Genomic DNA, 13,817 nt, shown 5'->3' with positions numbered 1-13,817 from the left:
GGCGGTGCCGGTGACGCTGGCGCTGCAGGCCCTGCCGCTGGTCGTGCTCCTGGCCCTGCTCGGCAGCGGGCGCGCCAGCCCGGCCGCCGCCTGCCTCATCGCCCTTGCCGCCGCGCTCCCGGCGGTGCTGGCCACCCTGCCCGAAGCCGCCGCCCTGCCCGGCTTCCTGGCCGACCAGGCGCTGCGCGGGCTTTACCTCGGCCTGCAGCCGGTCGCGGTGATCTCGGGCGGGCTGCTCTTCCATGCCGCGGTGACGCGGGAGGAGACGGCGGCCGAGGCGCCGGCGCCCAGCCCGGCCCGGGTCTTCGCCGTGACCCTGCCGATGGGAGTGTTCCTCGAGAGCGTGACCGGCTTCGCGGTAGGTGCCGTCTTCGCCCTCTCGGCGCTGCGGCGCATGGGGCTGGGCGGGGCGCCGACGGGCGCGCTGGCGCTCCTGGCGCTGGTCATGGTGCCCTGGGGCGGGCTCGGGCCCGGCACGGCGCTCGGCGCCGCGCTGTCCGGGGTGCCGGGGCAGGTGCTGTCGCTCGGCAGCGCCTGGCTGACGGCGGCCTGGCTGGTGCTGCTGGCGCCGCTGTTCTGGTCGCTCTCGGCCCGGGCCGGCCTGCCCGTGCCGGGGCGGGAGCGGACGGTGCAGGCCGCCATGCTGGCCATCCTGGCGGGGCTGCTGGTCCTCAGCGCGGCCACCCTGCCCTTCGAACTGGCGGGCATCCTCTCGGCGGGGCCGGTCATGCTCTGGGCACTGTGGCGGGCAGACCCGCCGCGCGACCCGCGCGCCGCGCTCGGCCGCGCGGCGCCCTATCTGCTGCTGACCGCCTGCCTGCTCGTGGCCCGGCTCTGGCAGGGCGCGCCCGCCTTCCGGCCCTTCCCGGACTATCCGCCCCTGCCGCTGACCCATGTGGCGGTGGTGCTGTGGCTGGTCGCGGGCGGGCTGCTGCTGGCGCGGCCGGACGGGGCGGCGCGGGCCGGCGCGGCGCTGGCCCGGGCGCGCCGGCCGGCGGCCGTGCTGCTGCTCTATGTGCTGCTCGGGCGGCTGCTGGCCGGCAGCGGCATCGCCGCCTCGCTGGCCGGCGCCGCCGCCGCGGCGCTCGGGCCGCTGGCGCCCTATGCGGTGGCGCCCCTCGCGCTGCTCTCCGGCCTCGTCACCGGCAGCAATGTCGGCTCCAACGCCGCACTGATGCCGGTGCAGGTCGCGCTGGGCGCCGCGGCCGGCCTGCCGCCGGGCCTCGCGCCGGCCATCCAGAATTTCGCCGGCGCGGCCGGCGTCGGGCTCAGCCTCGGCGTGACGGCGATGATCTGCGGCCTGCTGGCCGATGGCACGCGGCCGGCGCAGCTCTGGCGGCTGCTGCTGCCCTGGGCCGGGCTGGTGCTGGCCCTGGGCTGGGCGGCCATCCCGCTGCTGGGCGGCTACAGCGGATTGCGTTCAGAACTGAACGCTCATCCGCTGTAACTCCTTGTTTTCCGAGCAGATTCACGCCTTCGGTCGTTCACGGCCTCTGGCGATCTGCTCTAGGCCGGCGCCGGCCGGCCGCCCGGCGGCACCCTCAGGGCGGCTGGCCGCCCGCGCCCCGCCGGCGCGCCGCGCGCGCCTGCACCTCGATCAGCCGGACCAGGCAGCGGAGCGCCTCATCCTCGATCGGCTCGGCCACGACCAGCGTGCGGCGCCGCGTGCCCTCGGTGATGGTGAGGATGTAGCTGCGCCGGTCAGCGCCGCGGCCTGGCGGCGCGCCGCCCTGCACCGGCCGGTCGAAGAATTGCGCGGCCGCGACCTGGTCGCGGATCGCCTGCGCCTCCGCCTCGGGCAGCCGGTCCGGCGCGATGACCACGGGGCAGGCCAGTCCCGGCATATGGGCCAGCCCGCCTTCCATCTCGAACTCGATCTCCATGGCGCCCGCTCCGTCCCTCGCCGCGGTCCCGGCGGCCTGGCCATGTGCATCGCCGCAGCCGGGCAGCGGCATGATGATACAAGCGAGGGCAGCAAGGGCGGCCGTGGCGCGGCGCCCCATTCAGCTCGTCCGCAGCACCCCCACCTCCGACCAGGCCTGGACCACCGCGGCCTTTTCCGTGCTGGCGCTGCCGTGGAGCCGGCCGGCCACGTCGATGGTCAGGCGGGCGAAGCGGCTGAAGCCGGTATTCGGCCGCAGCCGGCTGTCGCGCAGCGTCTCGTACCAGATGCGGCCGGCCTTCTCCCAGGCATGGCCGCCGAGCGCGGTCGCCGCGAGGTAGAAGGCCCGGTTCGGGATGCCGGAATTGATGTGCACGCCGCCATTGTCGCGGTTGGTGTTGACGAAGCGGTCCATGTGCCCGGGCTGCGGATCCTTGCCGAGGACCGGATCGTCATAGGCCGTGCCCGGCTCCTTCATGGAGCGCAGCGCCTTGCCCTGCACGCGGTCGGTGAACAGGCCGGTGCCGATCAGCCAGTCCGCCTCCTCGGCCGTCTGCAGCCGGCCGGGCTGCGACTGGCGGATGAGCGCGCCGAAGACGTCGGAGAGCGATTCGTTCAGCGCGCCGGACTGGTGGGCATAGATCAGCCCGCCCTCATCCTCCGTCACGCCATGCGCCAGCTCATGGCCGATGATGTCGAGGGCAATGGTGAAGCGGTTGAACAGCTCCGCGTCGCCATCGCCGAAGACCATGCGCCGGCCGTCCCAGAAGGCGTTGTCGTAGCTGTCCCCGTAATGCACGGTGGCGTCGAGCGGCATGCCCTCGTCGTCGATCGAGTTGCGGTCGAAGGCCGAGGCGTAGAAGTCGAGGGTCTGGCCGAGCCCGTCGAAGGCCTCGTCCACGGCCTCGTCGCCGGTCGGGCCGTCCTGCTCCGTCCGCACGATCCGGCCCGGAAGCACCTCCTTGTTCCCCGCGGAGTAGATGGTGCGGGCTGGCCGCTGCTGCGGCGAGGTCGCGCCGCGGCGGCGGGCAAGCGGCAGGGGCCGGCCGGCCAGGTTGGCGCGCAGCGCCCGGAAGGTCTGGTCGCTCGCCAGGGTGTTGAGCGCGGCGGCGCGCTGGGCGGGGGAGCCGTTGCGGGCCATCGCATCGAGCATGTGCGGCGGCAGGATGCAGAAAATGGAATGCCGGTGGTGGCATGTGCAGGCGGCGCTCATGGAGCCTCCGATCGTGCCGTGACATGGTGGCCGCGCGAGGGCAACCCGGAAACCAGCGGCCCCTCGCCCGGGCCGATCTGCGAAGCGATGTCACCCTGATGAATGCACATGCTTCCACGCCGTGTTCCGGCCCATGGTCCGGATGGCAGGCCGGACTCCCGGGCTTGCCGGTCATGGGCCGCGGCGCTTCGGCCGGAAACTCTGGCCGTGCCGGGGGGCCGGGAACGGTTGTTCCGCAGTGTCGCACCGCCGAAGTTACCTTCTCAAGCATGCATTCACCCTTCCAGCGGATGTGACGCGCCCCGGCCCTGGCGCGCCGCGCCGCTGGCGCCCGGCGCCCGGACAGGCTGTGATCGCCGCATGATGGAGGAGGGGGAGCACCGCATGACGACCACCGGCGCCGCACCGGCAGGAGAATCCGCATGTCCGGGCCGGGCGGAGCGCCGCTGATGGTGGAGATCGTCGGCAACGGCGCGCCCCCGGCGCCGGCCAGCGGCGCCTGGGCGAAGGCGGAACGCCACCTGCGGCGCGACCCGGTGCTGAAGCCGGTGATCCGCCGGATCGGCCCCTGCACGCTGGCGCCGGTGCAGCGCGAACCCTATGAGGCGCTGGTACGCGCCATTGCCCACCAGCAGGTGCATGGCCGCGCGGCGGAGGCGATCCTCGGCCGCTTCCTTGCGCTGCATCCCGGCCATGCCTTCCCGCCGCCCGAGGCGGTGCTGGCAACGCAGGCCGAGGCGATGCGCGCCTGCGGCTTCTCCCAGGCGAAGATCGCCGCGATCCGCGACATTGCGGAGAAGGCCGTGGGCGGCCTGGTGCCGACGCGGGAGGGCTGCGCCCGCCTCTCCGACGCGGCGCTGATCGAGCGGCTGGTGGCGATCCGCGGCGTCGGGCGCTGGACGGTGGAGATGCTGCTGATCTTCACCCTGGGCCGGCCGGATGTGCTGCCGGTCGACGATTTCGGCGTGCGGGAGGGCTGGAAGGTGGCGGCGGGGCTGGAGGAGCAGCCGAAGCCGAAAGCCCTGGCCACGATCGGCGAGGCTTGGGCACCCTGGCGCAGCGTCGCCGCCTGGTATCTCTGGCGCGCGGCGGATGCCGCGAAGCGCAGCAGCTTCAAGCCGCAATAGGGCCGGGGCGGGACCGGCGCGCAGGGTTCCCAAACCCGGCGAGGTTCCGCATGCTCGGGGCCAAGAAGAGCCGGCCGCGGACCTGCCCGCGCCCGGAACAAGCCCGAGGAGCACGTCCATGCAGCACCCCCTCACCCGCCGCGGCCTGGTCGCGGCCGGCGCCGGCCTGGCCGCCCTGCCCGCCGCGCGCGGCCGCGCGCAGGCCTCGCCCGTCATCCGGCTCGGCGTGTTGTCCGATTTCTCCGGCCCCTATCGCGACTGGTCCGGCCCCACGACGCTCGCCTGCGTGCAGCAGGCGGTGGAGGAGATGCGCCAGTCCCAGCCCGGGCTGCGCGTCGAGATCCTGCAGGCCGACCACCAGAACAAGACCGATGTCGGCGTCAACACCGTCCGGCAATGGTTCGACCAGCGCGACGTGGATGCCGTGGTGGACTGCAACAACTCGGCGGTCGGGCTCGCGGTGGCCGGCATCGCACGGGAGAAGAACAAGGTCTTCCTCGCCTCCGGCGCCTCCACCGCGGCGCTCACCGGCGCGCAATGCACGCCCAACACCGTCCACTGGACCTACGACACCTACATGCTGGCCAAGGCGACCAGCCAGGCGATGGTGCGGGATGGCGGCGAAAGCTGGTTCTTCATCACCGCCGACTACGCCTTCGGCCACCAGATCGAGCGCGAGGCGCGCCAGTTCATCGAGCAGGCCGGCGGCAAGGTGCTGGGCGCCGTCCGCTATCCCTTCCCGCAGACCACGGATTTTGGTGGCCTGCTGCTGCAGGCGCAGGCGAGCGGCGCGAAGGTGCTCGGCCTCGCCAATGCCGGGGCGGATACGGTGAACTCGGTGAAGCAGGCGCAGGAATTCGGCCTCGGCCGGCGCGGCATGCGGATCGCGCTGATGCTCGCCTATCTCACCGACATCCACACCATGGGACTGCAGACCGCGCAGGGGCTGCGGCTGACCGAGAGCTTCTACTGGGACCTGAACGACCGCACCCGCGCCTTCTGGAACCGGGTGAAGGGCAAGACCGGCGCCTTCTGCCCGAACCAGATGAATGCCGGCGGCTATGCCGCGACGCTGCACTACCTGAAGGCCTGCGCCGATATGGGCGCGGCACGCGCGAAGGAGAGCGGCCGCGACACTGTGGCGCGGATGAAGGCCATGCCAACGGATGACGACTGCTTCGGCCCCGGCAGCATCCGGGTGGATGGCCGCAAGCTCCACCCCGCCTATCTGTTCGAGGTCAAGCGGCCGCAGGAGTCGCAGGCGCCCTTCGACTACTACAGGCTGGTCGCCACCACCCCGCCGGAACAGGCCTTCCGGCCGCTGTCCGAGGGCGGCTGCACGCTGGGATGATGCCTGGCTCATCAGGTTTCCACCTGCGGCGCGCGAAGGCGCGCCGCGGCACCTGCCGCGAAGCAGAGGCCCGGGGAGCCGCCGGCGTCTGAGGCATGAGGCGCCACCCCCGCTCGGTTGCCGCGCGACCTGCCCGGGGCCGCCGGGATGCCTTGCCGCCACCCCGCGCCGGCGGCATTCCGCCCAGGCCGCCTGCGCAGCTCCGGCCAGCCCTTCCGGTGGCTCCGCGAGACCGGCGCCTGTATGAAGCGCTCCGCCTCTCGCCAGCGCCGGTCCGGACCGTTCGGATTCCAGCAGCAAAGGATCGCGTAGAGCGGGGGACAGGCCGGGGATGGCGGTGCGCCACCCTGGCCCGAGGTCGCAATTCCGCCCCTCCGCATCACCGCGCCCCATGCGTGGCGCGATGCTTGCCAGGCATTCCAGGCCGGCGGCGCGGATGGGCAAGACGGGGTCAGGCATGGACGGTGATGTGGCGGCCTTCGCCCGCGGGGGAAGCAGCCGGATCGGATGGCGGGCCAGGCTGAAGCGGCGGACCCTGCTGCGGGCGGCCGGCGGCGCCGGCGCAATCGGGGCCGGGCTCGGCGGCTATGCCTTCGGCTATGAGCCGGGCGTCGCGCTGCGGGTGGTGCAGCACCGGCTGGCGCCGGCCAACTGGCCGGCCGATCTCCGGCTCAGCATCGCCCTGATCGCCGACCCGCATTGCGGCGGGCCGCACACGCCCCTGCCGCGCCTGGCCCGGGCGGTCGCCATGGCCAATGCCATGCAGCCGGATCTGGTGGTGCTGCTCGGCGACTACCTCGCCGATCATCGCTTCGTCACGGACCGGCCGAGCTTCCGCGAGGTGGCCGATGTGCTGGCCGGGCTGCGGGCGCCACTCGGCGTGCATGCCGTCCTCGGCAACCATGACTGGTGGGAGGACCCGGCGGCCCAGGCCGGCGAGGCCCCGCTGCCCGCAGCCGCCGCGGATTTCGCCGCCGCCGGCCTGCCCATCCTGCACAACGCGGCGCGGCGGCTGGTCCATGACGGGCGGCCGATCTGGCTGGGTGGCCTCGGCAGCCAATGGGCCTACCGCAACCGCAGCGCCTTGCGCGGGGCCGATGACCTGGCGGCGACGCTCGCCGCCTTCACCGATGATGCGCCGGCGATCCTGCTGGCGCATGAGCCCGACATCTTCCCGCAGGTGCCCGGCCGCGTGGCCGTCACCCTCTCCGGCCATACCCATGGGGGCCAGGTGCGCATCCGCGGCTACTCCCCGATCGTCCCCAGCCGCTACGGCAACCGCTATGCCTATGGCGCCGTGGAGGAGGAGGGCCGGCATCTCGTCGTCTCCGGCGGCATCGGGAATTCCATGCTGCCGGTGCGCTTCGGCATGCCGTCCGAGGTGACGATGGTGGAACTGGGCGGCCCGCAGGCCTGAGGGCCGCGCCGGCCGGCCCGCGGCCCGGCGGCCGGAGCGGATCGCGGAGGGGCGTGAACGCCCCGCAGCGTGAGGTTGCTCTACAGACAACGGCCTGCGGCGGAGGGCGGAGCGGCCCCCGCGCCCCTATCCCTCCGCCAGGAAGGGTTCGACCAGGGCGAGGAAGCCCTGCGGGTTCTCCGCATGCACCCAGTGGCCCGCCCCCGGCACGGTGGCGAATTCCGCCGATGGGAAGAGCGCCCGGATGCGCTCGTGATGCGCCGGGCGGATGTAGCCGGACCGCTCGCCCGCCAGCACCAGCACGCGCCCTTCGTAGCGGCCGGGGAATTCCGGGAAGCCCTCGATCACCGGCATGGCCGCGGCAATCTCCGCCAGGCCGAGCCGCCAGGCCGGCCCGCCCTCCCCGAAGCGGAGATTCTGCAGGAGGAAGGCGCGGATGCCGGCTTCCGGAACCGCCTCGGCGAGCGCCGCATCGGCGTCCCGCCGGGTGAGGTCCGGCCGCAGCGCCACCGCCTGCATGGCCGCGACATAGCTGCGCAGCGCCGGCGGGTAGGTGACCGGGGCGATGTCGGCGACGACCAATCGCTCCACGACCCGGGGCCGTGTGAGGGCGAGCGCCATGGCCACCTTGCCGCCCATGGAATGGCCGAGCACCGCCGCCGGCGCGGCGCCGAGCGCCTGCAGCGTCTCCGCGACATCCTCCGCCATGGCGGCATAGTCCATGGCGGCATCGCGGCCGGAGGATCCGTGGTTGCGCAGGTCGAGCACGAGGACGCGGCGGGTGGCCGAGAGCCGCTTCTGGATCGCGCCCCAATTGCCCGCCGAGCCGAACAGCCCGTGCAGCAGCACGAGCGGCGCGCCCTCCCCCGCCTCCACCAGGTTCAGCCGCATCACCACGCTCCCCTCATCTGCGCGCCGTCGGCACACCTCTATCCGCGCGCCGCCAGCACGCCTTTATCCGCGCGCTGCCAGCACGACGCTCGCTGCGATCAGCGCCCCGCCCAGCAGCACGTCCCAGCCCAGCGCCTCGCCCAGCCAGAGGTTCGAGATGGCGACACCGAGCGCCGGCACGGCCAGGAACCCGACCGAGGCCATGATGCCGGAGAGCCGCCGCCCCGCCTCGATGGTCGCCCAGGTGCCGACCGGCGCAGCGATGGCACCGATGAAGGCGGCATGCGGCCAGGCGGCCGCGCCGATGCCGCCCGCCGGCTCCCGCCACAGCGCCAGCGGCAGCAGCAGCAGCGTGCCGAGGGCGAAGCACCAGGGCAGCAACTCCATCACCGGGCGGCGCGGCGGAAGGCGGCGGGTGACGAGGATGGCCAGGCTCCAGGCCAGGCTGGCGGCGAGCAGCATGAGATAGCCCGGCAGCACCCCCGGCCCCTGCGCTGCCCAGGCCCAGGGCTGCATCAGCACGCCGACGCCGAGCAGCCCAACCACCACCGCCTGCCACTGGCCGCGCGACACCCGCTCCCCCAGCAGCCAGACCGAGAGCGGGATCAGCCAGAACACCGTGACATTGGCGAGGATGGCGGTGCGCCCCGCCGGCACGAAGCCGAGCGCGAGATGCGCGAGGGCGAAGAAGACGCCGAGTTGCAGCAGGCCAATGGCGGCAATGCAGGGCAGGTCCGCCCGCACCGGCCAGCGCAGCCGCCCGAGCGCCGCCAGCAGCAGCGCCGTGGCGACCGCCGCCATGCCCGCGCGGTTCAGCGCGAACCAGAGCGGCGTCGCATGGACGAGCGCCGCCTTGGTGACCGGCCAGACGCCGCCGAACAGGCAGACCGAGACGCCGAGATAGGGCAGCCCCGCCGCCACGCCGGCGCGCGGCGCGGCGGTGGTCGTGGTCCCCAAGGCTCAGTCCGCCACCTTCAGCATGATCTTGCCGATATGCCGGCTGCTCTCCATCAGCGCATGCGCCGCCGCGGCCTCCCGCAGCGGGAAGACCTTGTAGATCGGCGGCGCGACCGTCCCGGCCTCCAGCAGCGGCCAGACCTTCTCGCGCAGCGCGGCCGCGATCGCGCCCTTCTGCGCGGTGGTGCGCGGCCGCATGGTGCTGCCCGTCACGGTCAGGCGGCGCGTCATGATCGGGCGGAGATCCACCTTCTCCGCCTGGAAGCCGCCGAGGAAGGCGATGATGACAAGGCGGCCGTCCATCGCCAGGCAGCGCAGGTTCCGCGCGAAATACTCGGCGCCGACCATGTCCAGCACCACATCCGCCAGCCTGCCGCCGGTCGCCTGCTTCACCGCCTCGACGAAATCCTGCTCTCGGTAGTTCACCGCATGGTCGGCGCCGAGCCTGCGCATCGCTTCGCACTTCTCCGCGCTGCCGGCGGTCGCGATCACCGTCGCGCCGAAGGCCTTGGCGAGCTGGATGGCGGTGACGCCGATGCCCGAGGTGCCGCCATGGATCAGCGTCGTCTCGCCGGCCTGCAGCCGGCCATGGCCGAAGAGGTTGGCCCAGACGGTGAAGAAGGTCTCCGGCAGCGCGGCCGCCTTGATGGCATCGTAGCCGGCCGGCCAGGGCAGGCATTGCGGCGCGGGCGCCGTGCAGTATTCGGCATAGGCGCCGCCATTCGTCAGGGCGCAGACCTTGTCGCCGACCTTCCAGGGACCGGCCTCGGGCCCGGCCGCCACCACCTCGCCGGCCGTCTCCAGCCCGATCACCGGGCTCGCGCCCGGGGGCGGCGGGTACTCGCCCTTGCGCTGCGCCACATCCGGGCGGTTCACGCCGGTCGCCAGCACGCGGATCAGCACCTCATCGGCCTTGGGCTGCGGCACCGGGCCGGTCTTCGGCACCAGCACCTCGGGCGCGCCGCCCGCGCCGTGGTCGATCAGGGTCATGGTCTCGGGCAGGGGCGGCATGGCGTTCCTCTTGGTTGCGCGTGGCCCGCCGGGCTTCCCGCGGCAAGGCCTGGGGCGGGCGGGCCACCGGCAGAGATGGGCGCGGAGGTTCCGCGCGCCGCTCCCTGACGTCAAGCATCGCAAAGCGGGCGCCGAAGGCCACCAAGCGGGCTTGCGCCCCAACGCCAGCGCAGGGAGTATCCGCGCGACTCCTCCGCGCGAAGGCATTCTGGCATGGTCCGCATCGACCGCCGCAGGCTGCTGGGCGGCCTTGCCGCTGTGGCGGCCGCGACCCGGCCGGCCCTCGCCCAGCAGGCGGAAGGCAACAGCACCCGCCTCGGCGCGCTGTTTCCCTTCACCGGCCCGCTCGCCCTGCTCGGGGACGAGCATTTCCGCGGCCTGGAACTGGCGGCGGAGGAGCGGAACGCCATCGGCGGCCTGCTCGGCCGGCCGATCCGGCTGATGAAGGGCGATGCCGCGGATCCCGCCCAGGCCCAGGCGGAGGTGAAGCGGCTGATGGGGCCGGAGCGGAGCATCGCCGTCTTCGGCACCTGCGCCTCCCCCCTCGCCTTCGCCGCCAGCCAGGCGGCGGAGCTGCAGGGCATCCCCTATATCGAGTTGGGCGCGATCGCCGACCCGATCACGGAACGGGGCTTCCGTCTGCTCTTCCGCACCGGCCCGCGCGCCTCGGAGGTCGGGCGGCTGGCGGTGGACGCCATCGCCGACCTGCTGGCCCCCGCCTGGGCGCTGCCCGCGGAGACGCTGAAGATCGCCCTGCTGCATGAGGACAGCCTCTATGGCCAGTCGGTGGCGACGGCCGAGGAGGCGCATCTCAAGGCCCGCGGCCTGCCGCTCGCGGAGAAGCTCGGCTACACGCTGCGCAGCACCGAATGGGCGCCGATCATCCAGCGGCTGCGCGGGATCGGCGCCGATGTGCTGCTGCATGCCGGCTACCAGAACGACATCCTGCTGCTGTATCGCGGGTTGCGGGAGGCCGCCTGGCGCCCGCGCATGGTGATCGGCGCCGGCGCCGGCTACAGCCTGACCGACACGGCGCATGCGATCGGCCCGGATTTCGAGGGCACGCTGAATGTCGATGTGCCGCAATTCGAGGTGAATGACCGCTTCGCGCCCGGGGTGAAGCCCTTCCTCGAACTCTACCGCAAGCGCTACGGCAGCGAGCCGCGCTCGGGCCACAGCCTGGCCAACTATGTCGGCGCGCGCGCCGCCTTCGATGCCATCCAGCGCGCCGCGGCGCCCGACCGGGACCGCATCCGCGCCGCCCTCGCCGCGACCGACCTGCCGGAGGGCGGCACCGCCAATGGCTGGGGCATCCGCTTCGACGAGAAGGGCCAGAACCAGCGCGCCCGGCCGCTGCTGCTGCAATGGCAGGGCGGGAAGCAGGTGGCGGTCGCGCCGAACGAGGCGGCGATGGCGCCGCTGCGGGCGCAGATGGGGGCGGTCGGTTAGCGCGTATCGCGCGCCGGGCGTGAACGCCCGGAAGCGTGGATCTGCTCGGAAAACAAGGATCTGCATCGGATTGCGGAAGGCCGCGAACGCCCGGACGCGTGCCTCCGCCCGAAAACCACGGAGCCGCAGGGGATTGCGTTCCGCCTTGGACGCCATCTCTCGATCCACCGACAAGGAATAATTTCCTTGAAATTGCGCGCCGAGGTTGGGTAATCCTTCCCAGGAAGGCCTCCGCGCCTGGGCGGGGCCAGCCTCGGACGGAGAGCCGCATGCTTCCCCTGATCCCGCTGATCTCCCTCGCCGGCAGCCTGGTGCCCGAGCTTGCCACCCTGCTCGGCGGCCGGCGTGCCGGCGAGGTGGCGGGGCGCGTCGCCGAGGTGGTGCGGGAGATCACCGGCACCGACGACATGGAGGCCGCCGCCCGTGCCCTGCAGGCGGATGCCGGCAAGGCCGGCGCGCTGCGGCAGCGGCTGGAGGAGATCCGGGAACGCTACCTCGCCCTCCAGTTCCAGGATGCCGAGGCCGAGCGGCAGGCGCTGCTGGCACGGCTGCGGTCCGAGATCGAGGACCGCGCGCGGGCCTCCGGCACCATGGTGGCGGCGCTCGATGCTCCGGGCTGGCCGGCCGGGGTGGTGGCGCTGACCCCGGTGCTGCTCTCCGCGATCGTGCTGCTCGGCTTCTTCCTCTTCACCGCCTGGCTGGTGCAGAGCCCGCCCGGCACCGCCGACCCGACGGCGCTGACGCTGCTGAACGTGGTGATCGGCGCGCTGGTGGCGGGCTTCACGGCGGTGGTGAATTTCTGGCTCGGCTCCAGCCAGGGCTCGCGCGAGAAGGACCGGCTGGTCGCCGCGTTGCAAGGCGCGCCGCCCCGCCCGGTGGCGGAGCCGGAGGTCCCGCCCCGGCCGGCGCCGGTCCCGCCCGCGGCCGCGGCGCCCGCCGCCCCTGCCCTGCCGGGCCAGCCGACGCGATTCGACCTCTGCCTGGAGGTGGTGCTGGAGAAGGAAGGCGGCTTCGCCAACCATCCGGCGGATCCGGGCGGCGCGACCATGCTGGGCATCACCCAGCGCAGCCTCGCCGCCTGGCGTGGCCGGCCGGTGACGGAGGCCGAGGTGCGGGCGCTGACGCGGGAGGAAGCGAAGGAGATCTACCGTGCGCTCTACTGGAACGTCATGCGCTGCGAGGACCTGCCGCGCGGCATCGACCTGATGGTCTTCGATTGCGGCGTGAATGCCGGGCCGGCGACCGCGGTGCGGATGCTGCAGCGCGCGGTCGGGGCCGCGGCAGATGGCGCGGTGGGCCCCGTCACGCTGCAGGCGGTGCGGCGGGCGGAGGCGCGGCCGCTGATCGAGGCGCTCGCCCGGGCGCGGCAGGCGCATTACGAGGCGCTGGAGCACTTCCGCACCTTCGGCAGCGGCTGGACCCGCCGCGTCGAGGCGGTGCGGCGGCAGGCGCTGCTGATGGCGGCCAGTTGACAGCGCCCCCGGGGGGATGGCCGGGCTCCCGCCCGGCCGCCCTTCGGCCCCGGCTACTCGACGCGGATGCCGGCCTGGCGGATCGTTCCCTCCCATTTCTCGATCTCGTCCATCAGCCACCGCGTCGCCGTCTCCGGCGTGGTGTCGCTGCGGACGGTCATGGTCAGGTCGGTCAGGCGGCGGCGCACATGCTCCTGCGCCGCCGCCTGGTTGAACGCGGCATTGATCGCCTGCACCACCGGCGCCGGCGTGCCGGCGGGGGCCAGCACCATGTGCCAGGTGTAGCTTTCGGCGCCGGTGATGCCGGCCTCGGCGAAGGTCGGGATGTCCGGCGCCTGCGGCAGGCGGCGGTCGGCAGAGATGCCGAGCGCGCGGGCCTCCCCGCGCTGGTGGTAGGGCAGGCCGCCGGCCGCGACATCGATGAACATGGAAAGGCGCCCGGAGAGCAGGTCGGGCATCCCGGCGGCCGATCCGCGATAGGGCACGTGGTTCACCTGCAGCCCGCCGGCGCGGGCGAGGAGAAGCTCGGTCGCCAGGTGCACTGCGCCACCGATGCCGCTGCTGCCATAGTCGTAGCGGCCGGGATTGGCGCGGTAGAGCGCCACCAGCTCCTGCAGGGTCTGCGCCGGCAGGTCCTTGTTGACCAGCAGCACCATCGGGATGATGCCGAGCAGCGCCACGGGCTGGAAATCCGTGATGGGATCGAAGGGCAGGCGGGGGAAGAGCGCGCGCAGCACCGAATGGGCGATGGTGTTGTAGAGCAGGGTGTGGCCGTCCTTTGGTGCCTTCGCCACCGCCTCGGTCCCGACCACCACGCCGGCGCCGGTGCGGTTCTCCACCACCACGCGCTGCGGCAGGACCTTCGAGAGTTCATCCGCGAAGAGGCGCGCCGGGACGTCGGTGGGCCCGCCGGCCGCGAAGGGGACGACCAGCCGAACCGGCTGGGTCGGCCAGGCGGGCTGGGCCTGGGCCCGCGCCCCGGCGGGCAGCAGCGCCGCGGCGCCCCCGGCAGCGGCAAGCGACAGCAGCGAACGGCGATGCATGGAC

12 protein-coding genes are annotated in these 13,817 nt (G+C 73.5%); 6 read left to right on the top strand and 6 right to left on the bottom strand.

Annotated features, from left to right (window positions below):
• Positions 1 to 10: 10 nt before the first annotated feature.
• Positions 11 to 1,447: a hypothetical protein gene (locus LHA35_RS08370; protein WP_226606934.1), complete on the top strand. Its 1,437-nt coding sequence runs from the start codon at positions 11 to 13 to the stop codon at positions 1,445 to 1,447.
• 94 nt (positions 1,448 to 1,541) lie between these two features.
• Here LHA35_RS08370 and LHA35_RS08365 read toward each other — a convergent pair whose 3' ends face one another.
• Together LHA35_RS08365 and LHA35_RS08360 are read right to left on the bottom strand one after the other, a co-directional pair.
• Complete coding sequence (locus LHA35_RS08365; RefSeq protein ID WP_226606931.1) at positions 1,542 to 1,955, bottom strand: protealysin inhibitor emfourin; 414 nt, start codon at positions 1,953 to 1,955, stop codon at positions 1,542 to 1,544.
• A 48-nt stretch (positions 1,956 to 2,003) separates the two neighbouring features.
• The gene (locus tag LHA35_RS08360) at positions 2,004 to 3,035 is read right to left on the bottom strand and encodes a M4 family metallopeptidase (protein ID WP_226606929.1); all 1,032 of its coding nucleotides are present in this window, start codon (positions 3,033 to 3,035) and stop codon (positions 2,004 to 2,006) included.
• 509 nt (positions 3,036 to 3,544) lie between these two features.
• Here LHA35_RS08360 and LHA35_RS08355 point away from each other — a divergent pair.
• The 3 genes from LHA35_RS08355 to LHA35_RS08345 all read left to right on the top strand — a co-directional run bounded on the left by LHA35_RS08355 (position 3,545) and on the right by LHA35_RS08345 (position 6,990).
• A complete protein-coding gene (locus tag LHA35_RS08355; protein ID WP_408902313.1) occupies positions 3,545 to 4,222 on the top strand; it encodes a DNA-3-methyladenine glycosylase family protein in 678 nt (225 codons plus the stop codon).
• Between the two features lie 118 nt (positions 4,223 to 4,340).
• Positions 4,341 to 5,573, top strand: a complete 1,233-nt coding sequence (locus LHA35_RS08350; RefSeq protein ID WP_226606923.1) for an ABC transporter substrate-binding protein — start codon at positions 4,341 to 4,343, stop codon at positions 5,571 to 5,573.
• A gap of 457 nt (positions 5,574 to 6,030) precedes the next feature.
• Positions 6,031 to 6,990 carry a metallophosphoesterase gene (locus LHA35_RS08345; protein ID WP_226606920.1) on the top strand — a complete coding sequence of 320 codons (960 nt, stop codon included), beginning with the start codon at positions 6,031 to 6,033 and terminating at the stop codon, positions 6,988 to 6,990.
• Between the two features lie 126 nt (positions 6,991 to 7,116).
• Here LHA35_RS08345 and LHA35_RS08340 read toward each other — a convergent pair whose 3' ends face one another.
• The 3 genes from LHA35_RS08340 to LHA35_RS08330 all read right to left on the bottom strand — a co-directional run bounded on the left by LHA35_RS08340 (position 7,117) and on the right by LHA35_RS08330 (position 9,849).
• Positions 7,117 to 7,881 (bottom strand): alpha/beta fold hydrolase, encoded by a 765-nt coding sequence (locus LHA35_RS08340; RefSeq protein WP_226606917.1) that lies wholly within the window; start codon positions 7,879 to 7,881, stop codon positions 7,117 to 7,119.
• A gap of 63 nt (positions 7,882 to 7,944) precedes the next feature.
• The gene (locus LHA35_RS08335; protein ID WP_226606914.1) at positions 7,945 to 8,838 is read right to left on the bottom strand and encodes a DMT family transporter; all 894 of its coding nucleotides are present in this window, start codon (positions 8,836 to 8,838) and stop codon (positions 7,945 to 7,947) included.
• A gap of 3 nt (positions 8,839 to 8,841) precedes the next feature.
• Entirely contained in the window at positions 8,842 to 9,849 is a 1,008-nt protein-coding gene (locus LHA35_RS08330) for an NAD(P)H-quinone oxidoreductase (protein ID WP_226606912.1), read from the bottom strand.
• 213 nt (positions 9,850 to 10,062) lie between these two features.
• On the opposite strand from LHA35_RS08330, the gene LHA35_RS08325 reads away from it, so the two are divergent.
• Positions 10,063 to 11,298, top strand: a complete 1,236-nt coding sequence (locus LHA35_RS08325) for an ABC transporter substrate-binding protein (protein ID WP_226606909.1) — start codon at positions 10,063 to 10,065, stop codon at positions 11,296 to 11,298.
• 269 nt (positions 11,299 to 11,567) lie between these two features.
• Positions 11,568 to 12,770, top strand: a complete 1,203-nt coding sequence (locus LHA35_RS08320; protein ID WP_226606906.1) for a glycoside hydrolase family 108 protein — start codon at positions 11,568 to 11,570, stop codon at positions 12,768 to 12,770.
• A 53-nt stretch (positions 12,771 to 12,823) separates the two neighbouring features.
• Here the strand turns inward: LHA35_RS08320 and LHA35_RS08315 are convergent, their stop codons facing one another.
• Positions 12,824 to 13,813: a Bug family tripartite tricarboxylate transporter substrate binding protein gene (locus LHA35_RS08315; protein ID WP_226606904.1), complete on the bottom strand. Its 990-nt coding sequence runs from the start codon at positions 13,811 to 13,813 to the stop codon at positions 12,824 to 12,826.
• Positions 13,814 to 13,817 lie beyond the last annotated feature (4 nt).

Source organism: Roseicella aerolata, from assembly GCF_020523605.1.
GTDB classification, from domain to species: Bacteria; Pseudomonadota; Alphaproteobacteria; order Acetobacterales; family Acetobacteraceae; genus Paracraurococcus; species Paracraurococcus aerolatus.
This window is presented reverse-complemented; position numbering and strand designations above follow the sequence as displayed.